Origin of the sequence: Kribbella sp. NPDC050459 (assembly GCF_040655315.1) — a bacterium.
Taxonomy (GTDB): Bacteria; Actinomycetota; Actinomycetes; order Propionibacteriales; family Kribbellaceae; genus Kribbella.
This window is the reverse complement of the sequence record NZ_JBFAJQ010000002.1, coordinates 699,372-720,956: the sequence shown is the minus strand read 5'-3', so window position 1 is coordinate 720,956 and position 21,585 is coordinate 699,372. Positions and strand designations below refer to the sequence as shown.

Genomic DNA, 21,585 nt, shown 5'->3' with positions numbered 1-21,585 from the left:
GCCTGGAACGGCGGATCCGTGGATTAGGGTCGAGCTCGTGAGACGAAGTGTGGATGAGCATCTAGAGGTCGTACTCGGTCGGGTCGCGGCCCTGCCGGCGTTCGACCAGCCGTTGATGGACGCGGTCGGGCTGGTGCTCTGCGAGGACATCGTCTCGGGGGTGAGCCTGCCGGGCTTCGACAACTCCGCAATGGACGGATACGCCGTTCAGGCGGCCGACCTGGCCGGCGCCTCGGACGAAAACCCGATCAGCCTGCCGGTGGTCGGGGAGTTCCGGGCCGGGCACAGCGAGCCGATCGTGGTCACCCCCGGGACCTGTGTGCGGATCATGACCGGCGCGCCGATGCCGCGCGGCGCGGACAGTGTGGTGCCGGTCGAGTGGACCGACGGCGGGACGGTCAGCGTGCGGATCACGCAGCAGCCGCCGCTCGGCGGGTCGGTGCGGCGTGCGGGCGAGGACGTGACGGCCGGGGCGCAGGTGCTGGACGGCGACACGGTCCTCGGCCCGCGGCAGATCGCCGTGCTCGCCGCGGTCGGCCGGGCGCGGGTGAAAGCGAGACCGCGGCCGCGGGTCGTGGTGATCTCGACCGGGGCCGAGCTGCGCGAGCCGGGCAGCCGGTTGGGCGACGGACAGATCTACGACTCGAACAGCTACACCCTGGCCGCGTGCGCGCGGGACGCCGGGGCAGTGGTGTATCGCGTCGGCATCGTGGACGACGACCCCAAACGGATCATGGACACGCTGTCCGACCAGTTGGTCCGCGCCGACCTGGTCATCACCACCGGCGGCGTCAGCATGGGCGCGTACGACATCGTGAAGGAGGAGCTCTCCAAACTCGGCACGGTCGACTTTCCGCAGGTCGCGATGCAGCCGGGGAAGCCGCAGGGGTTCGGGGTGATCGGGGAGGACGAGATCCCGATCTTCACGCTGCCCGGCAACCCGGTCTCGGCGTACATCTCGTTCGAGGTGTTCGTGCGGCCCGCGCTGCGCAAGATGATGGGCCAGATGCCGTACCGGCGGGCGCTGGTCCCGGGCGTGACGCTGGACGGGTTCAGCTCGCCCGCGGGGCGGCGGCAGTTCGTTCGCGCGGCGGCCACATCCGGCGACGAGGGCTGGATGGCCAGTACAGTCGGCGGGCACGGCTCACACCTGCTGGGCGGGTTGAGCCGGGCGAATGCGCTGATCGTGGTGCCCGAGGACGTGACCTCGGTCCGCGCCGGCGATCAGGTCGAGCTGATGCTGTTAGGGGATGTCTGATGACCGAGCCGCCCACGGGCCTGACCCATGTCGACGAAACCGGGGCCGCGCGGATGGTCGACGTCTCGGCGAAGGAGACCGGCGCCCGGCGAGCTGTTGCCAGCGGCAAGGTTCTGGTCTCGGCCGAGGTGGTGGCGGCGCTGCGCGGCGACGGCGTGCCGAAAGGCGACGCGTTAGGGGTCGCGCGGATCGCCGGCATCATGGGTGCGAAGCGGACCCCCGATCTGGTCCCGTTGTGCCATCCGATCGCGATCACCGGTGCCAAGGTCGACCTGGAGGTCGCCGACGACGCTGTGCTGATCCAGGCTCAGGTGAAGACCACCGACCGGACCGGCGTCGAGATGGAGGCGTTGACCGCGGTCGCCGTCGCCGGGCTGGCTGTCATCGACATGGTGAAGGCGCTGGATCCGGCCGCGGTGCTGACCGACGTGCGGGTCGAGCTGAAAGAAGGCGGTAAGACCGGGCATTGGGAGCGGCCGTGAGGGCCCTCGTCGTCAGCGTCTCCAACAGGGCGGCCGCTGGGGTCTACACCGACACCACTGGTCCGCTGATCGCGTCGCGGCTGGCGTCGTGGGGTTTCGACGTGTCAGGACCTGAGGTCGTGCCCGATGGTGCGCCGGTCGGTGATGCGCTCCGCGCGGCGGTCGACGCGTCGTACGACGTGGTGCTGACGACTGGCGGCACTGGGATCTCCCCGACGGACGAGACACCCGAGCAGACAGCCGCAGTGCTGACGAAGATCGTGCCGGGCATCGCCGAAGCCATCCGGGCGTACGGCGTGGCCAACGGCGTACCAACGGCGTCGCTGTCCCGCGGGCTGGCTGGAGTCGCCGGTCGCACGGTCATCGTCAACCTGCCTGGTTCACGGGGTGGTGTGAAGGACGGTCTCGCCGTGCTGGAGCCGTTGCTGCGCCACGCGGTCGAGCAGGTGCACGGCGGCGACCATGTCCGGACGGACGGCGACTGATGGCAGTTGTCCAGTGGCCGGTCGAGCTGAAGCACGGCCAGGTCGGGCTGCGACCACTGCGAGCCGCCGACGGGAGCGAGTGGGCCGCCGCACGCCAGCGAAACGTCAGCTGGCTGCGGCCGTGGGACGCGACGCAGCCACCGGGTGCGGACGACGGTGCGCGCACGTTCCGCGCGATGGCACGCGACTGGAACCGGCAGGCGCGGTATGGGCGGATGCTGCCGTTCGTCATCACGTACGGCGGTGCCGCGGGCGCCGGCGCGCGGGCGAAATGGCCGCTGGTCGGGCAGCTCACGGTGTCCGGAATCACGTACGGCTCGGCGCGCTGGGCGAACCTCGGCTACTGGGTCGACGAGCAGTACGCCGGGCGCGGGATCGTGCCGACCGCCGTCGCGATGGCCGCGGACCACTGCTGGTTCACCCTCGGCCTGCACAGGATCGAAGTGGCCATCCGGCCGGAGAACAAGGCCAGCCTGCGCGTCGTGGAGAAGCTCGGCTTCCGGTTCGAAGGCGAGCGGCCGAGGTTCCTGCACATCGACGGCGACTGGCGCGATCACCGCATCTTCGCGCTCAACGTCGAAGAGGTCGGCCCCGGTCTCGTAGCGCGACTGGTTTGACTACCCTGCGTGCTATTCACATCAGTCACACGAGTCTTCTTGCGACACACCGACTCACGTACCTCATCTGGCCCCCGCCGCGCCTTAGCGTCGTCGCATGGGGACGACAGGGCTGATCTATGTGGCGATCGTCGCCGCGTGGGCCGCCTACCTCGTCCCGATGTGGCTGAAGCGGGGGGACGAAGCGCGGCGCCGCCCGATGGTGCCGTCGTCCGCCGAAGCGCGCGTCCTGTCCCGTGACCCGTCGCGGCCGCGGTACGTCGTACGCCCGGCCGGTCCGACCGCCACCGACGACCCGTCGCCACCCAAGCGGTACGTTCCCAACCGAGCCCGCCGGGTGGCCGCGATGCGCCGTCGGCGGGTGCTGTCGATCCTGACCCTTTCGCTGCTGTCCGTCGTGGCTCTCGCCGGACTGGCGATGCTGCCGTGGTGGTCGGTGGCGATCCCGGGCGCGTCGATCGCCGCCTTCGTCGTCCTCACCCGGGTGCAGCTGCGCCGCCAGGACCGCGCCCGCGCGGAAGCCGCCGCGGAACGCCGCGCCCGCGCCCAGGCACGCCACGACCGCGGCCCCGCCGGCAAGCCCGCGCCGTCGGCCGACGAGGAGATGACCATCGAGGTCAAGCTCCCCGCCGAGCCCGCTCCGGAGCCCGAGGTCAAGCAGCCGTCGGAGGGCCTGTGGGACCCGGTGCCGGTCACGCTGCCGACGTACGTGCTCAAGGAGAAGGCCCCCGACCGCACCGTCCGGACGATCTCGCTGACCGACGACGAGGTCTTCTCCAGCGCCCGCACGACGGACCCCGCCGACAAGCCCGCGATCGCCGAAACCGTCGCCCCCAAGCCCGAAGAACTGCCCGAGGTGAAGCGCGCGGTCGGCGACTGATATCCGGTTTTAGTCTGCGGGCCTCTACGTGTTAGAGTTTCGCGGTCGCCAGGGAAACCAGGTGACCAGTTCGGGGCTGTGGCGCAGTTGGTAGCGCGCTTCGTTCGCAACGAAGAGGCCAGGGGTTCGAATCCCCTCAGCTCCACGAAGACGATAGGCGAGGTGTGCCGCGCAGTTGCTGCGCTGGCCGCCTCGCCTTCGTCGTGTTGTGCGGCTGCGCTTCGCTTGCCGCGGGGCGGGGGCTCCGCCACCCGCACCCCCTGCGCCTTCGCTTCGCTCGGCTCCTGGGCTGGGTTGGGCAGTCGGCGCGGAGCTTGGCTCGGGCCTGGTGGTTCGCGTTGGCTCTGGAGTGGTCAGCTCGGGGCGTAGGGCTGGAAGGCCGATCTCCGTCACGTCCAGCGTCGCGGATGCGACGGCTGTGTGTTGCTCTCGGCGCAGTTCGTCGAGGATCTCGTAGGTCTTCATGACATCAGCCTGGCTATGCCGCCAGGGGCTGAAGACCGGCTCGGCGCGGGGGCTCAGGTCAGTGAGGTGGTGGCGGTGCGGAGGTCTTTCAAGGCGGCTAGGACGTGGGGGGCCAGGTCGGTGTTGGCGTGGGACGGGTCGGTCCAGGTCGTGTAGCCGCGTTTGAAGGCCAGGACTCCTAGCTCGGCGGCCAGGTGGGCTAGTGGGTCCGGGACGCCGCGGGCGAGGAGGGCCTCGGTCATGGCGGTGGCTAGGCCTACGCGTTTCAGGGTGTCGCGTTCTTGGAGTTCGGTGCTGGCGGCGATGGCGGCTTTGAGGCGCGGGCCCAGTTCGCGGTTCATCGGGCCCATGGCGTTCGAGGCGCGTTCGAGGCCTACGGCCACTGCCTCGAGAGGAGTGGCTGTTTCGGGTGCTTCGGTGATGCCCTCGACGAGCAGGCGGCACAACGTTTCCTGGCCGGCTACCAGGAGCTCCCGCTTGTCGGGGAAGTGGCGGAAGAACGTGCTCTTGGTGACGCCGGCGCGTTCGGCGATCTGGGCGACCGTCGTCGCGTCGTAGCCCTGGTCGGCGAACAGGTCCACCGCGGCCAGGACCAGCCGATCGCGCGCGCCGGGTTCCCATCGAGCCATGTGGCCATTCTAGGTGATGGGACCTTTGTCCCGTCAGGTGCTACGGTGATGGGACAAAGGTCTCATCACTCCCAAGGAGCATCTCCATGCAGGTCTTCATCACCGGCGGTACCGGGCTGATCGGGTCCGCCGTCGTCCGCGAGCTGCTCGACAACGGCCACACGGTCCTGGGGCTCGCGCGTTCCGGCGCGTCCGAAGCGACGCTGAAAGCCGCCGGCGCGGACGCCGTTCGTGGCGGGCTCGCCGACCTGGATGTTCTGCGCGCCGGTGCGGCCAAGTCCGACGGTGTGATTCATCTTGCCTTCAGCAACGACTTCAGCAGCCCGGAGGCGCTCGCGGCGGGAATCGCCGAGGAGAGTGCCGCGCTCGCGGCCATGGGAGAGGAGTTGGTGGGCAGCAATCGTCCGCTCGTGACCGTGTCGGGTACGCCGTGGATTCCGGGCCGCGCCTCGACCGAGGCTGATCCGCTGCCGACCGAGGGGCCTGTCGGTGGGCGGGGTCGGTCCGTCATGGCAGCCCTCGCGCTGGCCGAGCGCGGTGTGCGAAGCGCCGCCGTACGGATGCCGCGCACGGTTCACAACCAAGGCGACGGAGGATTCGCCGGCCTGCTGACGCAAATCGCGCGCCAGACAGGTGTCTCCGGCTATCCGGGTGACGGCATGCAGCGCTGGCCCGCCGTACACGCGCTCGACGCCGCCGTACTCTTCCGGCTGGTCCTCGAGAATGCGCCGGCCGGGACCGCGTGGCACGCCGTCGACGACGAAGGCGACGCCGTACGAGACATCGCAGCCGTCATCGGTCGCCGCCTCGGCCTCCCGGTGCAGTCGGTCCCGGAGGAGACGTACGGCCCACTCGGCCCGATCTTCGCCGCCGACCAGCCGTCATCCAGTGCCCACACCCGCCAGGCCCTCAACTGGCAACCGCGCCACCCGAGCCTGCTCGAGGACCTCGAGAACGTCCAGCCAGGTTTAGGCCCTGTCTGGTGATCCATCGCCTACTGCGGGGCACTCGGCACGGCACCTCGCCGCACGGGTGCAAAGGCCACGATGCTCCGCATCGAGACCTTCGCCCCCGCACGCCGATGCACCGCACCGAGCACCTCCTCGCTACGGCGCTGGATCACCAGACAGGACCTAGGAAACGCGGAAGCTAATCTTGACTCATTCCAGAAAACGCGGAAGACTGCGGGGCGTGCCGACAGTGGATGAGCTCCAGGGGTTGTTGCGTGGAGCGTCGTTGCGGGTGACTCGGCCGCGGCTGGCTGTGCTGGCCGCGGTGTACGGGCATCCACATGCGGACACCGACTCGATTATCGGTGCCGTGCGCAACGAATTGCCCCAGGCGTCGCACCAGGCGGTGTACGACTCGCTGCACACGTTGACCGCGGCGGGACTGGTGCGGCGGATCCAGCCGCTGGGGTCGGTGGCGCGGTACGAATCGCGTGTGGGGGACAACCATCACCATGTCGTCTGCCGCTCGTGCGGCGCCATCGCCGATGTCGATTGCGCGGTCGGGCATGCGCCCTGCCTGACCGCGTCGGACGACCACGGGTTCGTCATCGACGAGGCCGAGGTCATCTATTGGGGCCTGTGCGCGGACTGCGCACGACGTACCTGACTTCCTTTGAAAACGTCCAGTCCTGGAAGGAATCCGATGTCCGAGAACCATGAGCCCCTGCCCGGCGAAGCCTCCGCGGAGAGCCGCGGCGCCGAGACCGGCGGCTGCCCGGTGAACCACGGTCAGGGCGTGCACCCGACCAGCGGGAACGCCAACCGCGGATGGTGGCCGAACCAGCTGAACCTGAAGATCCTGGCCAAGAACCAGCCGGTGTCGAACCCGCTCGGGGAGGAGTTCGACTACGCCGCCGAGTTCGCGACGCTGGACCTGGCCGCGGTCAAGGCGGACATCGCCGAGGTGCTCACCACGTCGCAGGACTGGTGGCCGGCCGACTTCGGGAACTACGGCCCGCTGATGATCCGGATGGCCTGGCACAGCGCCGGCACGTACCGGATCCACGACGGCCGCGGCGGCGCCGGCGCCGGTCAGCAGCGGTTCGCGCCGCTGAACAGTTGGCCGGACAACGGCAACCTGGACAAGGCCCGCCGGCTGCTGTGGCCGGTCAAGAAGAAGTACGGCCAGAAGATCTCCTGGGCCGACCTGATGATCCTCACCGGCAACGTCGCGCTGGAGACGATGGGCTTCAAGACCTTCGGGTTCGCCGGCGGCCGCGAGGACGTGTGGGAGCCGGAGACCGACGTGTACTGGGGCCCGGAGACCAGCTGGCTCGCCGACGAGCGGTACTCCGGTGAGCGCGACCTCGAGCGTCCGCTCGGCGCGGTCCAGATGGGCCTCATCTACGTGAACCCGGAAGGCCCGAACGGCAACCCGGACCCGGTCGCGGCGGCCCGCGACATCCGCGAGACGTTCGGCCGGATGGCGATGAACGACGAGGAGACCGTCGCGCTGATCGCGGGCGGCCACACGTTCGGCAAGACCCACGGCGCCGGCCCGGCCGAGAACGTCGGCGCGGAGCCGGAGGGCGCGCCGATCGAGGCGCTGGGCCTGGGCTGGAAGAGCACGTACAACAGCGGCAAGGGCAAGGACTCGATCACCAGCGGTCTCGAGGTCACCTGGACCACGAAGCCGACCCAGTGGACGAACGACTTCTTCGAGATCCTGTTCGGCCACGAGTGGGAGCTCAGCAAGAGCCCGGCCGGCGCGAACCAGTGGGTCGCCAAGAACGCCGAGGCGATCATCCCGGACGCGTACGACGGCCCGAAGAAGCTGCCGACGATGCTGACCACCGACCTGTCGCTGCGCTTCGACCCGATCTACGAGCCGATCTCGCGACGGTTCAAGGACAACCCCGACGAGTTCGCGGACGCGTTCGCGCGGGCCTGGTACAAGCTGACCCACCGCGACATGGGCCCGATCGTGCGGTACCTCGGCTCCGAGGTCCCGAGCGAGGTGCTGATCTGGCAGGACCCGCTCCCGGCCGTCGACCACGAGCTGATCACCGACGCCGACGTGACCGCGCTGAAGGCTGCGATCGCTGCGTCCGGCCTGTCGGTGTCGCAGCTGGTTTCGACCGCGTGGGCGTCCGCGTCGACGTTCCGCGGCAGCGACAAGCGCGGTGGCGCCAACGGTGCGCGGATCCGCCTGCAGCCGCAGAGCGGATGGGAGGTCAACAACCCCGACGAGCTCGCGCAGGTACTGCGGACGCTCGAGGGCATCCAGCAGTCGTTCGCGAAGCCGGTCTCGCTCGCGGACGTGATCGTCCTGGCCGGCGGTGTCGGTGTCGAGATCGCCGCGAAGAACGCCGGGTACGACGTCGTTGTACCGTTCACGCCCGGCCGGGTCGACGCCTCGGCGGAGCAGACCGACGCGGACTCGTTCGCCGCGCTCGAGCCGGTCGCGGACGGGTTCCGCAACTACTACGGCAAGAGCAACCGGCTGCCGGCCGAGTACCTGCTGCTCGACCGTGCGAACCTGCTCACCCTGAGCGCGCCGGAGCTGACCGTGCTGGTCGGCGGCCTGCGTGTCCTGGGCGCCAACTACGACGGCTCGAAGCACGGCGTACTGACCGAGAACCCGGGCACGCTCACGAACGACTTCTTCGTGAACCTGCTCGACCTCGGCACCGAGTGGCACGCCACCGACGAGAGCGAGGAGACGTTCGAGGCCACCGTCGACGGGGCGGTCAAGTGGACCGGCACCCGCGCCGACCTGGTCTTCGGCTCCAACTCCGAACTCCGCGCCGTCGCCGAGGTCTACGCGAGCGACGACGCCAAGGAGCGGTTCGCCGCCGACTTCGTCGCCGCCTGGCACAAGGTCATGGAGCTCGACCGCTTCGACCTGCACCGCTGACGAAACCGAACAGGCTCCCCCGCGACGGGGGAGCCTGTTCGCGTGTTCAGCGGGTGTGACCCTGCTTGGCTTCCTTGCCGCGGATGACAGCGGCGAGGGTCTTGTCGTCGACGCCGGCGTCCTTCAGTTGCTGGTAGTTCTCGTGCGGGCTCCCGGGCGGCGCCTGAAAGCCGGATCCGGTGAACTTGGCAACCAGCCCCGCGGCCTCGCGGGGATCCCGCGCGTCACCCAGCCGGGCCCGGGTCTCTTCTTCGCTGATCTCGTCGGCCATTCAGCACTCCTCGGATATTCGCAGCGTGTTGACCCGAGATCTTTCCGCAGGACGGGTTCAGGTTAGTTGCCGCAGGTACGCGGCGGGGCCGACGGCTGCTCCGAGCCGCCGTCGGGGTCCACGAGGACCGGGCGGAGGTCGGTGACCCGAAGGGGGACCGAGCGGCTGAAGTCGAGGGGGATGTCGCCTTGCATACCGCCGCCGGTCCAGTGGACGGTCCAGTACGCCGTCGCTGTGACGTTGTAGGCGCCGGACTTCTCACAGCGCGAGGACTTGGCGTATCTGAACCCGCAGGTCGGTGAAGCAGGCATGTCTTTCAAGGACTTGCCGGCTGCCATCTGGCGGGTGAACGGCGTACCGGCGCCTTTGCAGGACACGGTCTCGCCCGCGCCCATAGACCATTCGATCCGGTCGACGGTGCCGGTCGCGGTAATGGAAACGCCGCCGAGCGCGGCAGTCTTCGTCTGCGGCCCGGTCGTCGTCGGTCCGGGATCGGTCACCCACATCCAGACCGGCACGTTGACGATGCCCACGCGGTCAGCACTCTGCACATACGGCGAGACCCCAAGCTGCGGCGCCACGAAGCTCATCGTCTCCACCACCTGCCGAGCCGCCACCCGCGGATCAATCGTCCGCGTCTCACCTGGCTCCCGGATCACCGGCTCGAACTTCTCAATACCTTCCGGCTTTCCGTCCACAACATCGAGAATCACCCAGCATCTGTAGTACTTGGTGCCCGGTGGCCGCTCGCCGCCCTGAGTCATCGTAGGCAGCCACGTGTCCGCCAGCGTCAGGTAACAGCCCGACGCCGCATCAAAGAACCCATTCTCCGTCCGACACGGCACCACCTGCCCCTCGAAGACGCAGGCAGATCCACCGGGTTTCTTGCTCCCCGGGGTGTTCTTGACGGACGTCGTCGGCGGATGTCCGTCGTCGCCGATCCGCAGTAGGCATTTGCCGGTCACTGGATCCCTGTCGCAGGCAGGCGCGGGAGGGGTCTGGGGAGAGAGCGGAACTCCGAAAAGCAGGCTGACCGCTACGAGGGAGGAGATCAGCACGATGCCCCCTGGTTCTTGCCCTTGACGACCTTCCAGACACCGCCGATAAGTTGCAGATCGCGGTTGTCGAGCCAGCGAGTGGGTGTCCCCGGAACGCGGATGGTCTTACCGGTCGAATCGACCGCTCGGGCCTTGGACGTGTCGTAGCAGGCCTTGACAGAGGCTGTCGTGATGTCGGCGCCTGGGGGACCCATCTTCACCGCCTTGACCCAACGGATCTCGATTCCGCCGATTGTCTTGATCTTCTCGCCCCGATACCGCTCGGCTTGAATCTGCGATTTCGCGAGTTCGACGCCAGAGGCAACCTTTGGCAAGTCCTGCACCGCAGTACCGCCGCTTGACGTCATCGTGTTGATCACGGCGATGTATCGACGGTAGGCGGCAACGGCTGCGTCGCCGGCTGCCTTCGACTTATCTACGGGTGTGCTGGTTGTACTGGGGGTCTCGGAGGGTGGCGTGGTGTTCGGTTGGCCGGCATCTGGGGAGCCCTGGCAGGCGGTTAGCGTCAGGAGGGCGCTGAGGGCTGCGGCGGTGGGTCCGAGGGCCGGGTGGCGCGGCATGGGGGCTCCGTTCTGGATGCTGGGGGTGTAAGCGTCGCATACGGAGGGTGTTCGTCGGGTTGGTTATCCACAGGGCTGCGGGGGTTACCAGTTGGTGAAAGAGCCGTCGGGGCGATGGAGGGTGGGGAGGGGGCGGGGTGGGGTGGAGTGGGCTCGGGCTAGGTCTCGGTCGATGTCTATGCCTAGGCCGGGGGTGGTTGACGGGAGTACTCGGCCGGGGGTGATGGTGGGGCGGTGGGTGAAGAAGCGGGCCAGAGTGTCGTCGGGGTCCGACTGGTGTTCCTGGATGGCGGCTACGGGGGTCGTGAGGTTGAGGTGCAGGGATGAGGCGGCGGTGACGGGGCCCAGGGGGTTGTGGGTGGCTAGTTTGATGTAGTGGGTTTCGCAGGCGGCGGCGATCTTGCGGGCCTCGGTCAGGCCGGCGGCGATGGCGATGTCGACGCGGGCGTAGTCGATGAGCTCGTTCTCGATCAGTGGCGCGAACTCCCACTTGGACGCGAACTGTTCGCCGGCCGCCAGCGGTACGCCGGTTCGCGCGCGCAGCATCCGGTACGAGTCGGGGTGTTCGGCGCGGAGCGCGTCCTCGACGAAGTACGGGCGGGCGGATTCGATCTCGCGGCACAGCGTGACCGCTTCGGGTGGGTCGAGCCGGGTGTGGACGTCGAGGATCAGCTCGACGGAGTCACCGACCGTGTCGCGGACCTCGTGGAACAACGCGATCCCGTCCCGCAGCGTCCGGCGCTCGTCGAGGACGTCGCCGTCGTGCGGCACCGAGAATCGTAGGTGGGTCCAACCGTCGGCGACGAGCGTGCGGCACCGTTCGAGGAAACGCGGGCGGTCCGCCATCCCGTCGCCCAGGTGGACGTAGCACGGCACGTAGTCCCGCACCTGCCCGCCGAGCAGTTCGTGCACGGGGACGCCGTACGCCTTGCCGCGGATGTCCCACAACGCGACGTCGATCGCCGCGATCGCGGACGCGATCACCCGGTCGGCGGGGTAGAACCCGGACCGGAACATCAGCTGCCACAGCTGCTCGGTGCGCAGCGGGTCCTCGCCGAGCACCAGCCCGCCCAGATGGGACAGCGCGCCGGCCACGGCCTGTTGCCGGGACCGCAGGCCGACCTCGCCGATGCCGTGGATGCCCTCGTCGGTGTCGACCACGACGAGCATCATCGCGTCGCCCCGGTCGGGGAGGGTGAGCACTTCCCAGCCCGTGATCTTCATCTGACCTCTGCTCTGTTTCAGGAACGTTGTCATCGCACCGTATCTCACGATTTCAGGCGTACGCCAGAGCTTCTGTGAGAAAACAGAAACGAGCTGTTGACACAACCAGGAACGATTGCAAACATGTTTCAACGCTGAGCCCCGAGATGCGAGAGCAAGGAGATCCGGATGGCCGCCACGGTCAGGGAAGTCGCGCAACTGGCGGGTGTGTCCCCGTCGACGGTGTCCCGGGTCTTCACCGCGCCCGACCAGGTGCAGGAGGCGACCCGGCAGCGGGTCACCGACGCCGCGCGGCAGCTCGGGTACCGGCCCGACCCCGCGGCCCGGACGCTGCGCAGCGGCCGCACCGAGTCGCTGGGGCTGGTCGTCCCGGACATCGCGAACCCGTTCTTCCCGCCGATCGTGAAGGCGATGCAGGCGCGGGCCCGCAACCACGGCTACACGCTCCTGGTCGCGGACTGCGACGAGCGCGAGTCCGACGAGCTGGAGACCATCGACGCGATCGTGAAGAAGGTCGACGGTCTGGTGCTGTGGGCCTCGACCCTGTCCGACGGCCGGCTGCAGGAGCTGGCCCGGGAAATCCCGCTGGTCCTGGTGAACCGGCAGGTCAAAGGCATCCCCGAGCTGCACATCTCGCTGACGTCCGGCATCAGCCAGGCCGCGGAACATCTGCGCGCGCTCGGTCACACCAGTTGTGTCTTCGTCAACTGCTCGCGCCCGGAGCACCTGCGGGGCAAGTCGATAAGAGAAACCTTCGACGCCCAGGGGCTGTCGGTCGTCGAGCTCGGTCCGTACGAGCCGCGTTTCGAGACCGGTCTGCACGCCGCGACCCTGGCCGTGGCGAACGGCGCCACCGCGATCCTCGCGCACAACGACCTGGTCGCGATCGGCATCCTGCACCAACTCGCCCACTCCGGGGTGGACGTGCCCGGTCAGGTCAGCGTGATCGGCATCGACGACACGCTGCTGGCCGCGATGTCGATCCCGGCCCTCACCACCATCCGGATCTCGCCGCAGACCGTGGCCACCCACGCCACCGACCTGATCGTCGAGACCATCAACGGCGCGGAGCCGCAGTCCGTCGAGGTCGGCTCGCGGCTGATTCCCCGCGCTTCCACAGGTCCCGCGCCACACCGCGCCTGACCCGAGCAGGTCCCACCACAGTACGGCGCGCCGCCCCGCCGTACCGATCCCTCCTGGAGACATTCAATGGCTACACCCATGCGTGTTCGTGCTGCCCTGGTGGCGGCCGCGACCGGGCTGGCACTGACCGGCTGTGCGGGACTCACCCCTGCCAAGGACGATGCCGGCACCGACGTCGTACTGCGGGTGCAGGGCATGCCGGCGCCGACCGACAGTGCCGCGCTGGCCCAGTTCAACCGGCTGGTGCAGGACTTCCAGGCGAAGAACCCCGGCATCACGATCGAAGGCAGCGAGAACCGCTGGGATCCGCTGACGTTCTCGGCCAAGCTGGCCGGCAAGACGATCGAGGACGTCATCCAGGTCCCGCTGACCGAGCCGCAGGGCCTGATCGCCCGCAAACACGTCCAGCCGATCACCGAGCAGCTGAAGCAGTGGACGCACTACCAGGAGTTCAACCCGCAGGTCTTGCAGCCGCTGAGTGACGGCGCCAAACAGGTGTACGGCGTTCCGCAGGCGCCGTTCGCGCAGGGCCTCGTCTACAACCGGAAGCTGTTCACGCAGGCCGGTCTGGACCCGGACAAGCCGCCGGCGACCTGGGACGAGGTCCGCGCGGCCGCCAAGCAGATCAGCGCGAAGACCGGGAAGGCGGGGTTCGTCCACGAGTCCAAGGGCAACACGGGTGGCTGGCAGTTGACCATGCTGACCTACACCCACGGCGGCTCGATGGAGACCGAGCAGGACGGCAAGGTGGTTGCTGCCGTCAACGACCCGGCGACGAAGCGGTCGCTGGAGCTGCTCAAGGCGATGCGCTGGGCCGACAACTCGATGGGCCAGAACCAGCTGATGGACCAGGACGACGTGGTCAAGCAGTTCGCCGCCGGTCAGATCGGCATGTTCATGGGGACGCCGGGCACGTACAAGCTGGCCAAGACGAAGTTCGGCATGAAGAGCACGGCTGACTACGGCGTCACGTCATTGCCGCAGGCCGGCGGGAACGCGACCCTTGGCGGCGCCGAGGTGTTCATGGTCCCGGCGTCGGTGCCGAAGGAGAAGGTCGACGCGGCCGTGAAGTGGCTGCTGTTCGCCCAGGCCGAGGCGCAGTACGAGCCGGCGGTCGCGGCCGAGCGCGCGAAGGAGCTGGCCAAGGATCCGAAGGCCGCGGTCGGCGTACCGACACTGCCGATGTTCAGCACCGCGCAGCAGCAGAAGATCGACGCGGCGATCAAGCCGTACGTGAACGTGGAGCTCGAGCATTTCCGGCCCTGGCTGGAGGGTACGCCGAAGCTCACGCTGAAGCCCGAGCCGCCGCTCGCGGCGCAGAAGCTCTACACGATCCTCGACACCGTGGTGCAGTCCGTGCTCACCAAGAAGGACGCGAACGTGGACGCCCTGCTCACCAAGGCGCAGGCGGACGCCGACAAGATGCTCGCCGCGGAGCAGAAGTGACAACACTGCTGGAGCGCCCGGAGGTCACCAAAGCCGAACCTGCGGCGGTGGCCTCCCGGCGGCGGGCGGGACTGCGCCGGGAACTCCTCGGCCTGCTCTTCCTGGCGCCTGCTCTGCTGGTGTTCGGGCTGTTCTCGTGGTGGCCGATCGTGCGCGGTCTGCTGATCTCGTTCCAGGAGACCAATCTCGTCGACCCGGCGGTGTGGGTCGGCCTGGAGAACTTCCAGGCGGTGCTGACCGATCCACTGGTCGGCAAGGCGATGACGAACACCCTGCTGTTCGTCGGCCTCGGGCTGGTCATCGGCTTCCCCGCGCCGATCGTGCTGGCGGCCGTGATGTCGACGGTACGGCGGTTCGCCGGTGTGTACCGCGTCGTCGTCTACCTGCCCGTCGTCGTACCGCCGGTGGTCGCGATCCTGCTCTGGAAGTGGTTCTACGACCCCGGCTCCGGTCTGTTCAACCAGCTGCTCGGCCTGATCGGACTCGGCCCGTACCCGTGGCTGCAGTCGCCGCACACCGCGATGCTGAGCCTGGTGCTCGAGGCGACGTGGGCCGGGATGGGCGGGGCCGCACTGATCTACCTGGCGGCAATGACCGGCGTACCCGCGGAGCTCTACGAAGCGGCCGAGAGTGATGGAGCTGGGATCTGGCGGCGGATCTGGCACGTGCTGCTGCCGCAGCTGCGTCCGGTGATCGGGTTGCTGCTGCTGTTGCAGCTGATCGGCACGATCCAGGTCTTCACCGAGCCGTACATCTTCACGCAGGGCGGTCCGGACGACGCCACGCTGACAGTCCTGCTGCTGATCTTCCGGTATGCGTTCCAGGACGGCCGCTACGGGCAGGCCGCCGCGTTGTCCGTCCTGCTCGCGCTCGTTCTCGCTGTGCTGTCCGCGGTCTACCTCCGCCTGACCAGAAGCTGGAGCACCAAGTGAGCGAACCGATGACGACGTTCACCTCGAGCAACGACCTGCGCAGACCGGCGACGGCGTTCGCGCTCCGGGCGGTCCAGGTACTGACGCTGCTGGTCCTGGTGGCGATCGGGATCGGGCCGCTGTACTGGACCGTCAAGGGCGCGGTGTCGTCGCCGACCGAGATGGTCACGAACCCGCTGCGGCTGTGGCCCGCCGAGGCCGAGCTGGGCAACTTCGCCCGGGCCTTCACCGAGCTCCACGTCGGGCGCTACCTGGCCAACACGGTGACGGTGGTGATCGGTTCCTGGGCGGTGCAGTTGCTGGTGGCGATGACGGCGGGGTTCGCGTTCGCGGTGATCCGCCCGCGGATCGGCCGGTACGTGTACGGCGCGATCCTCGCCACCATGTTCGTGCCGTACACCGTCTCGCTCGTCAGCCTGTTCCTGACCGTACTGGACGTGAATCTGCTCGACACCTACTGGGCGATCTGGCTGCCCGCGGGAGCGAACGCGTTCAACGTGCTGCTCGCGACGCGGTTCTTCGAGGCGTTGCCGCAGGAGCTGTACGACGCCGCGAAGGTCGACGGCGCCAGTACCTGGCAGCTGCTCACGAGGATCGTGCTGCCGATGAGCCGGCCGGTGATCGCGGTGATCAGCCTGCTCGCGATCATGCACTCCTGGAAGGAGTTCATCTGGCCGCTCGTGGTGATCTCCGACCCGCGGCTGCAACCGATCAGCGTCGCGCTGGCGAACCTGGTCGACTCGGCGCCGCTCGACGAGCTGATCGCGGCGATGGCGATGGCACTGGCGCCACCCGTGCTGGTCTTCCTCGTGTTGCAGCGCTACGTGGTCGCCGGGCTCGGATTCACCGGGGTCAAAGGATGATCAGCCGGCGAGCAGTCCTCGGCGGCGCCGTGGCCGCAGCGGCCGCCGGGAGCGCCACGAGTCCGGCGTATGCGGCCGATGTGCAGATCACCGACACCGGGAACACGATCACGCTGATCGGGGCACCTGACACTGGTGAGGTCAGGGTGCTCGACGGCGGCGGGATCCAGCGCTTCGCCCTGACGACGTTCGAATACGCGTACGGGACCGGCACGAGCAAGGTCGTCGTCCGGACCACCGGGATCACGAAGATCGAGGCGAACGGCGGGCAGCAGTTCACGGTCACGTACGGCGCGCCCGTCGGCCAGGTGGTCGGGACGTTCACGCTCGGTCTGCGGAAAGCACGGATCCGCTGGGACGTGACCGGCGTGACGGATCTGCGGACCGACAGTTTCCGCGTCGCGCGGGTCGTGTCGGGGACGGCGACCGAGCACTTCGACCCGGTCGTGTTGTGGAACCGGGACCGGGATCCGGGCACCGGCGCGCTGCGCGGCGGCGTGCCGTACGAGACGACCAACGGTGTCTGCTACTCCTACACCTGGGCCGACAACCGTGCCGTCATCCGTTTTCCGCAGAGCACGGTTGCCTTCAGCAACAACGGCTACCTGCACGCGGTCGGCGACGACAGCGGTTTCCTGGAGAGCACGATCGTGCTCGGCGCGATGCGGCCGCACTCGGCCGGCGTCATCGCGCGCGACGGCGATCTCGGCATCGACCTGTGGACCGCCCAGCCCTTCGGCCTCTGGAACACCGGCGGCGCCAGGACTGTCAGCTTCGAGGTGGTCAATGCGGCGCTGAGCACCCGGACCGTGCGCGTCGACTGGGTCGCGCGGGACTGGAACGGCGGCTCGACCAGCGGTACGGCGAGTGCATCGGTCGGGCCGCGCGCGGTCTGGAACGGGAACTTCTCCGTCACCCTCGGCGCCCGCGACATCCGCTTCGTCGAGGCGGTAGTGTACGAGGGCTCGACAGAGGGGGCGTTCGCCCGAACAACGCTTTCCGTGCTGTCCGCCTACACGTACGGCGACTCCGAGCAGAGCATGTTCGGCATGGGTAACTTCGCCTACCTGTCGGAGCCGTCGAGCACGGATGTCCTCGGGCTCATGAAGCTCCTCGGCATGCAGTGGATCCGGACGGCGTATCGCCAGTACAACGCGCTGCCGGCCTCGCCCGGCCCGACCGTGGACGCACTCGACCAGGCCGGTTTCCTGCACAACATGCAGCTCGCCGGCACGCTGCCGTGGGGCGTGGACGGAGCGGCCTGGGCCGACGACATGGTCGGCCGGGCGACGTACTCCGGCGCCCGGTACTACGAATGCGCCAACGAGCTGAACCTCACCGCGTCGGACAAGACACCGGCCCAGTACGTGAACGACGTCCTCGAACCGTTGCGCGCGGCAATGACCGCCAAGGGCGCGACGTTCAAGGTGATGACCTGCGGTCTTGCCGGATACCCCGAGCAGTGGGTGCAGGACCTCGGCGCGGCCGGCGGCTGGGACCACGTCGACGTCCTGGCGTACCACCCGGGCCGCGGAAACTACACCGCCGACTACGAGCCCGTGGAACCGTGGACGAACGAGACCCGCTGGAACTTCCTCGGCACCCTGAAGAAGGCAACCACGGCGAAGGGCACCAAAGAGCTCTGGCTGACGGAGGCGTACGCCGGAACGCAGCCGAACCGCTGGTGGACCGACACCTACCGGAACGCCCCGGAAAACGTTCTACTCCAACTCGCGCTGGCCAAGGCGTACGGCGTCCGCTGCGTGACCTGGTACACGCTCAACGACTCGATCCAGCAGCAGCCGATGGAAGCCGATCCGGACAGCGTCGAGTACCACCACGGACTGCTGCACCGCGACCTCGGCGCGAAACCCTCGCTGCTGGCCTTCGCAACCGCCGCACGCTGGCTCGACCAGTCCACGTTCGCCGGCTGGGCGGACCTGGGCGATCCGGACCTGTTCGGGCTCGTGTTCAACACCCCGACGGGCAAGGTCAATCTGCTCTGGTCCCGCAAGGACGGCTACATCCTCAACAACGACCCGGCCCGCCGCAGTCAGGCGAGCCCTGCCTACTACCGCAGTCCCGAGCCCTGGGAAGACCTCTGGCCGACCAAGACGAACGTCACCGTCCCGACGCCGGCCGCGACCACGTCGGTCCGTGAACTGAACTGCCTCGGCATGGACGTCGGCACGCACCAGGCAAGCAACTCCCAGGTGACCGTCACCCTCGACGGCGCACCGCGGATCTTCATCGGTCTCTCCCTGCCTCTCCAGACCACCGGAGGATTGTCATGAAACCCACCAGGCGGACGTTCGTCGCCGGATCGCTCGCAGCCGCGGGGGTGGCCGGCGGCCTGCTCCCCGCGGGCGTCGCCCGCGCCGCGACGGCGTACACGATCACCGCGGACGGCATCACCGTGTCCGCCGAGACCGACGGCACGATCGTCGTCGGCGACGGCACCGAGCGGATCCGGATCGCGCACTTCCAGGTCAAGGACACCGTGCTCGGCGGGCAGCGCACGTTCGGCGGCAAGCCGTCGCTGGTCACGCTCCCGGACGGCCGCCAGGCGATCCGCGTCGACTATGTGATGGGCGCCGCCGCGAAGACGATCACGGTCACCGGCACCTTCGACGTCACCGCCCGGCGCCTGCACATGCGCTGGGACGCGACCAGCTCCAACCAGATGTACCTGAACTCGCAGTTCACTCGCACCGTCGTCAGCCCGACCGCCGCGGAGTACTCGACCGCGGTCACGCGCTGGAACCGCGACGCCGGCGGCGGCGTGCCGTACGAGACCAACGACGGCATCCTCTACACCGAGACCTGGGCCGACACGAAGGCGTACTTCCGGCTTCAGTCGAGCCGCCCCGACTGGACGACGGCCTCCTGGATGCACATCGTCGGCACGTACGACGCGCTCGGCGTCCTGCGGCACGAGGCGGATCTCGTGTTCGGAAACCTCCGCGAAGTTTCCGCCAACGCGGCCGCCGTCGGCCGCCCGGTCGGCCTCGACGTGTGGACCGATCAGCCGTTCAACCTCTGGTACGAGAGCGGCCACGCGATGCCGGTCAACGTCCAGGTCGTGGCCGGCAGCACCGTCACCGCGCCGGTGACGCTGAGCTGGTTCGCCCGCGACTTCGACGGTACGACGCTGACGAGCGGATCGACCGTGCTCACGCTGGCGCCCGGCCAGAGCGCCGACCACAAGATCGTCGTACCGGCGCTGCAGCAGCAGGGCGTCGCCTTCCTGGAGGTGCAGGCGGGCGAGGCGTTCGCGCGGACCACGCTTTCCGTGCTCCCGTCGTACGACTACCAGGGCGGCGGCATGTTCGGGATCGCGAACTATCCCTGGCTGCTCAAGCCCAGCAAGGCGGACGTGGCGACGCTGCTGCAGAAGATCGGCGTCGCGTCGGTCCGGATCGCCTACAACGGGGCGCCCGGGATCCCGCCGGCCGAGCTGGAGGCGCTGGGCATCACGCCGAACATCCAGCACGGCGACGTGGTGTTCGACGCGACCCCGGAGCAGGCGAAGACCTGGGCCGCCGAGCTGGTCGACGTGGTCGTGGACGCCCGTGCCCGGTACTTCGAGGTCGACAACGAACGCAACCAGCCGTGGATGTCCGGCCTGTACGCCGACAAGTACATCCGCGACGGCCTGCGCCCGGTGGTCGAGCGGCTCGCCGAGGTCGGGTCCGACGTGAAGGTGATGAACAACGGCCTCGGCGGCATGGACGTGAACTGGGTCGACAGCTTCCACGCGCACGGCGGCTGGGACCTGATCGACGCGTTCGCGTTCCACCCGGGCCGCGGCAACTTCACGCCGGACTACGCGCCGACCCCGGACGAGTGGGTCACCGGGTCCAACGGCAGCTACTGGAACTTCCTCGGCGGCGTCCGCGAGGCCAAGCGGCGGATCCGCGAGTACGGCGGCGGCAAGGAGCTGTGGCTGACCGAGGCGTACGCGTGCACCCGGCCGAACCAGTGGTGGAACGACACCATGCGCCAGGCGGCCGAGAACGTGCTGCTCACGATGGCGCTGGCAAAGGCCGAGGGCGTCGACGGCGTGAACTGGTACCAGCTGTACGACAGCACGATCCACCATCCGCAGGAGGCCGATCCGGCGAACCCGGAGTACCACCACGGGCTGATGAACCGGGACCTGTCGGCGAAGCCGTCGCTGCTGGCGTTCGCGACCGGCACCCGAGTGCTCGAGGAAGCCGAGTTCGTGCGCTGGCTGGACCTCTCGAAGATCGAGCGGCATCTGCAGGGCCTGCTGTTCATGACGCCGGACGGGCCGCTGTCGGTGCTGTGGAGCCGCAAGGACGGGTACCTGCTGAACGTCGATCACACCGAGGGGCAGGCGTACTACCCGCACCCGGAGGTGTGGGAGGACGACTGGCCGACCAAGACACACCTCACCGTCCGTGGCGGCGAACTGGTCGAGATCGACTGCATCGGTCGCCGCCGGACGCTCAGCGGATCGCGGATCAAGCTCACCCTCGACGGTGCGCCGAAGCTGTACCGCGGGTTGTCCGCGCAGCCCGAGCAGCAGCTCCGGCTCGCGTGAACCGGGTCCTCGTCACCGGAGCCGGCGGCCGCATCGGGCGAGCCGTGGTGGACGCCTTGCAGGTACGCCGCGTCGCGGTCACCGCCCTGGTCCTGCCGGGGACGCCGTGCCAGGCGGATCGAGTGGTCGAGGGGTCCGTGTGCGACCTGGCCGCGGTGCGGGCCGCGATGGCCGGGGTGGACGGTGTCGTCCACCTCGCCGCGCGGCCGGCGCCGCACCGCGGGACGCCGTACGAGGTGTTCGGCGAGAACACGCTCGGCACGTTCACGGTGCTGGAGGAGGCCGGGCGCGCCGGGGTCCGGAACGCGGTGGTCGCGAGCAGCCTGGCCGCGAACGGGCTGCCGTTCGCGGCCGGGTCGCTCAGCCCGGCGTACGTTCCGCTCGACGCGGCGGTGCCGAGCCAGGCCGAGGACCCGTATGCGTTGTCGAAACTCGCCGACGAGCAGACCGCCGCGATGATGGCGCGCCGGCACGGGACGACCGTGGTCGCGCTGCGGTACCCGTTCGTCGGCGGTTTCGCCGAACGCCTCGAGGAGCACGCCCGCAAGGTCGCCGCCGACCCGGCGCTCGGCGCCGCCGACCTGTGGTCGTACCTGGAGACCCGCGACGCCGCCCGCGCCGCCGTGCTGGCCTTGCAGGTCCAGGGCGGTTCGCACGTCTTCCACGTCGCGGCCCCGGACACGCTGGCGCCGTACCCGACCCTGGACCTGCTCCGCCGCTACCACCCGAGCACCGCGATCCGCGCCGACCTGCCCGGCCGCACCACCCCGCTCGACCTCGGCCCCGCGCGCGAGCTGCTCGGGTTCACCGCCGAACACACGGTGTAACGGCGCTACGC

The 21,585-nt window shown here is 69.0% G+C and carries 20 protein-coding genes and 1 tRNA gene; 16 read left to right on the top strand and 5 right to left on the bottom strand.

Going from position 1 to position 21,585, the window contains the following annotated elements:
• The first annotated feature begins 37 nt into the window (after positions 1 to 37).
• The 6 genes from glp (at position 38) to AB0I12_RS09425 (ending at position 3,867) form a co-directional block, all read left to right on the top strand.
• Positions 38 to 1,258: a gephyrin-like molybdotransferase Glp gene (glp, locus tag AB0I12_RS09450; protein ID WP_359926935.1), complete on the top strand. Its 1,221-nt coding sequence runs from the start codon at positions 38 to 40 to the stop codon at positions 1,256 to 1,258.
• Positions 1,258 to 1,740 carry a cyclic pyranopterin monophosphate synthase MoaC gene (gene moaC, locus AB0I12_RS09445; RefSeq protein WP_355700788.1) on the top strand — a complete coding sequence of 161 codons (483 nt, stop codon included), beginning with the start codon at positions 1,258 to 1,260 and terminating at the stop codon, positions 1,738 to 1,740. Before glp ends, moaC begins: the two co-directional genes overlap by 1 nt.
• Positions 1,737 to 2,225 (top strand): MogA/MoaB family molybdenum cofactor biosynthesis protein, encoded by a 489-nt coding sequence (locus AB0I12_RS09440; protein ID WP_359926932.1) that lies wholly within the window; start codon positions 1,737 to 1,739, stop codon positions 2,223 to 2,225. The genes moaC and AB0I12_RS09440 overlap by 4 nt, the downstream gene beginning before the upstream one ends.
• Entirely contained in the window at positions 2,225 to 2,842 is a 618-nt protein-coding gene (locus AB0I12_RS09435) for a GNAT family protein (protein WP_359926930.1), read from the top strand. Before AB0I12_RS09440 ends, AB0I12_RS09435 begins: the two co-directional genes overlap by 1 nt.
• A 97-nt stretch (positions 2,843 to 2,939) precedes the next feature.
• The gene (locus AB0I12_RS09430; protein ID WP_359926927.1) at positions 2,940 to 3,722 is read left to right on the top strand and encodes a hypothetical protein; all 783 of its coding nucleotides are present in this window, start codon (positions 2,940 to 2,942) and stop codon (positions 3,720 to 3,722) included.
• Positions 3,723 to 3,794: 72 nt separating this feature from the next.
• Positions 3,795 to 3,867, top strand: a tRNA-Ala gene (locus AB0I12_RS09425).
• A gap of 373 nt (positions 3,868 to 4,240) precedes the next feature.
• Here AB0I12_RS09425 and AB0I12_RS09420 read toward each other — a convergent pair.
• Complete coding sequence (locus tag AB0I12_RS09420; protein WP_359926925.1) at positions 4,241 to 4,816, bottom strand: TetR/AcrR family transcriptional regulator; 576 nt, start codon at positions 4,814 to 4,816, stop codon at positions 4,241 to 4,243.
• A gap of 86 nt (positions 4,817 to 4,902) precedes the next feature.
• Between AB0I12_RS09420 and AB0I12_RS09415 the strand changes: the two genes are divergently transcribed.
• The 3 genes from AB0I12_RS09415 to katG all read left to right on the top strand — a co-directional run bounded on the left by AB0I12_RS09415 (position 4,903) and on the right by katG (position 8,683).
• Positions 4,903 to 5,802, top strand: a complete 900-nt coding sequence (locus tag AB0I12_RS09415) for an SDR family oxidoreductase (RefSeq protein WP_359926922.1) — start codon at positions 4,903 to 4,905, stop codon at positions 5,800 to 5,802.
• Positions 5,803 to 6,007: 205 nt separating this feature from the next.
• Positions 6,008 to 6,433: a Fur family transcriptional regulator gene (locus AB0I12_RS09410; protein WP_355700780.1), complete on the top strand. Its 426-nt coding sequence runs from the start codon at positions 6,008 to 6,010 to the stop codon at positions 6,431 to 6,433.
• A gap of 36 nt (positions 6,434 to 6,469) precedes the next feature.
• Positions 6,470 to 8,683: a catalase/peroxidase HPI gene (gene katG / locus AB0I12_RS09405; RefSeq protein WP_359926919.1), complete on the top strand. Its 2,214-nt coding sequence runs from the start codon at positions 6,470 to 6,472 to the stop codon at positions 8,681 to 8,683.
• Between the two features lie 46 nt (positions 8,684 to 8,729).
• Here the strand turns inward: katG and AB0I12_RS09400 are convergent, their stop codons facing one another.
• The 4 genes from AB0I12_RS09400 to AB0I12_RS09385 all read right to left on the bottom strand — a co-directional run bounded on the left by AB0I12_RS09400 (position 8,730) and on the right by AB0I12_RS09385 (position 11,796).
• Complete coding sequence (locus tag AB0I12_RS09400) at positions 8,730 to 8,954, bottom strand: hypothetical protein (RefSeq protein WP_355477317.1); 225 nt, start codon at positions 8,952 to 8,954, stop codon at positions 8,730 to 8,732.
• A gap of 62 nt (positions 8,955 to 9,016) precedes the next feature.
• Positions 9,017 to 9,919: a hypothetical protein gene (locus AB0I12_RS09395; protein ID WP_359926916.1), complete on the bottom strand. Its 903-nt coding sequence runs from the start codon at positions 9,917 to 9,919 to the stop codon at positions 9,017 to 9,019.
• Positions 9,920 to 10,005: 86 nt separating this feature from the next.
• Positions 10,006 to 10,371, bottom strand: a complete 366-nt coding sequence (locus tag AB0I12_RS09390; RefSeq protein WP_359926913.1) for a hypothetical protein — start codon at positions 10,369 to 10,371, stop codon at positions 10,006 to 10,008.
• Between the two features lie 285 nt (positions 10,372 to 10,656).
• Positions 10,657 to 11,796 (bottom strand): mandelate racemase/muconate lactonizing enzyme family protein, encoded by a 1,140-nt coding sequence (locus AB0I12_RS09385; RefSeq protein WP_359926910.1) that lies wholly within the window; start codon positions 11,794 to 11,796, stop codon positions 10,657 to 10,659.
• Positions 11,797 to 11,964: 168 nt separating this feature from the next.
• On the opposite strand from AB0I12_RS09385, the gene AB0I12_RS09380 reads away from it, so the two are divergent.
• The 7 genes from AB0I12_RS09380 (at position 11,965) to AB0I12_RS09350 (ending at position 21,574) form a co-directional block, all read left to right on the top strand.
• Positions 11,965 to 12,939, top strand: a complete 975-nt coding sequence (locus tag AB0I12_RS09380; RefSeq protein ID WP_359926907.1) for a LacI family DNA-binding transcriptional regulator — start codon at positions 11,965 to 11,967, stop codon at positions 12,937 to 12,939.
• Between the two features lie 78 nt (positions 12,940 to 13,017).
• A complete protein-coding gene (locus AB0I12_RS09375) occupies positions 13,018 to 14,385 on the top strand; it encodes an extracellular solute-binding protein (RefSeq protein ID WP_359926904.1) in 1,368 nt (455 codons plus the stop codon).
• Complete coding sequence (locus tag AB0I12_RS09370) at positions 14,382 to 15,317, top strand: sugar ABC transporter permease (RefSeq protein WP_359926901.1); 936 nt, start codon at positions 14,382 to 14,384, stop codon at positions 15,315 to 15,317. Before AB0I12_RS09375 ends, AB0I12_RS09370 begins: the two co-directional genes overlap by 4 nt.
• On the top strand, positions 15,314 to 16,180 hold the full coding sequence (locus tag AB0I12_RS09365) for a carbohydrate ABC transporter permease (protein ID WP_359926899.1): 867 nt from the start codon (positions 15,314 to 15,316) through the stop codon (positions 16,178 to 16,180). Before AB0I12_RS09370 ends, AB0I12_RS09365 begins: the two co-directional genes overlap by 4 nt.
• Complete coding sequence (locus AB0I12_RS09360; protein ID WP_359926897.1) at positions 16,177 to 18,474, top strand: hypothetical protein; 2,298 nt, start codon at positions 16,177 to 16,179, stop codon at positions 18,472 to 18,474. The genes AB0I12_RS09365 and AB0I12_RS09360 overlap by 4 nt, the downstream gene beginning before the upstream one ends.
• Positions 18,471 to 20,747 carry a hypothetical protein gene (locus tag AB0I12_RS09355; RefSeq protein ID WP_359926894.1) on the top strand — a complete coding sequence of 759 codons (2,277 nt, stop codon included), beginning with the start codon at positions 18,471 to 18,473 and terminating at the stop codon, positions 20,745 to 20,747. The genes AB0I12_RS09360 and AB0I12_RS09355 overlap by 4 nt, the downstream gene beginning before the upstream one ends.
• Entirely contained in the window at positions 20,744 to 21,574 is an 831-nt protein-coding gene (locus AB0I12_RS09350) for an NAD(P)-dependent oxidoreductase (protein WP_359926892.1), read from the top strand. The genes AB0I12_RS09355 and AB0I12_RS09350 overlap by 4 nt, the downstream gene beginning before the upstream one ends.
• Positions 21,575 to 21,585 lie beyond the last annotated feature (11 nt).

Bases quoted from the DNA above. Each gene is read 5' to 3' on its own strand.
- AB0I12_RS09420 (WP_359926925.1), bottom strand. From the start codon at position 4,816: ATGGCTCGATGGGAACCCGGCGCGCGCGATCGGCTGGTCCTGGCCGCG.
- AB0I12_RS09385 (WP_359926910.1), bottom strand. From the start codon at position 11,796: ATGAAGATCACGGGCTGGGAAGTGCTCACCCTCCCCGACCGGGGCGAC.
- AB0I12_RS09415 (WP_359926922.1), top strand. From the start codon at position 4,903: ATGCAGGTCTTCATCACCGGCGGTACCGGGCTGATCGGGTCCGCCGTC.
- AB0I12_RS09360 (WP_359926897.1), top strand. From the start codon at position 16,177: ATGATCAGCCGGCGAGCAGTCCTCGGCGGCGCCGTGGCCGCAGCGGCC.
- AB0I12_RS09435 (WP_359926930.1), top strand. From the start codon at position 2,225: ATGGCAGTTGTCCAGTGGCCGGTCGAGCTGAAGCACGGCCAGGTCGGG.
- AB0I12_RS09375 (WP_359926904.1), top strand. From the start codon at position 13,018: ATGCGTGTTCGTGCTGCCCTGGTGGCGGCCGCGACCGGGCTGGCACTG.
- AB0I12_RS09355 (WP_359926894.1), top strand. From the start codon at position 18,471: ATGAAACCCACCAGGCGGACGTTCGTCGCCGGATCGCTCGCAGCCGCG.
- katG (WP_359926919.1), top strand. From the start codon at position 6,470: ATGTCCGAGAACCATGAGCCCCTGCCCGGCGAAGCCTCCGCGGAGAGC.
- AB0I12_RS09380 (WP_359926907.1), top strand. From the start codon at position 11,965: ATGGCCGCCACGGTCAGGGAAGTCGCGCAACTGGCGGGTGTGTCCCCG.
- moaC (WP_355700788.1), top strand. From the start codon at position 1,258: ATGACCGAGCCGCCCACGGGCCTGACCCATGTCGACGAAACCGGGGCC.
- AB0I12_RS09430 (WP_359926927.1), top strand. From the start codon at position 2,940: ATGGGGACGACAGGGCTGATCTATGTGGCGATCGTCGCCGCGTGGGCC.
- AB0I12_RS09400 (WP_355477317.1), bottom strand. From the start codon at position 8,954: ATGGCCGACGAGATCAGCGAAGAAGAGACCCGGGCCCGGCTGGGTGAC.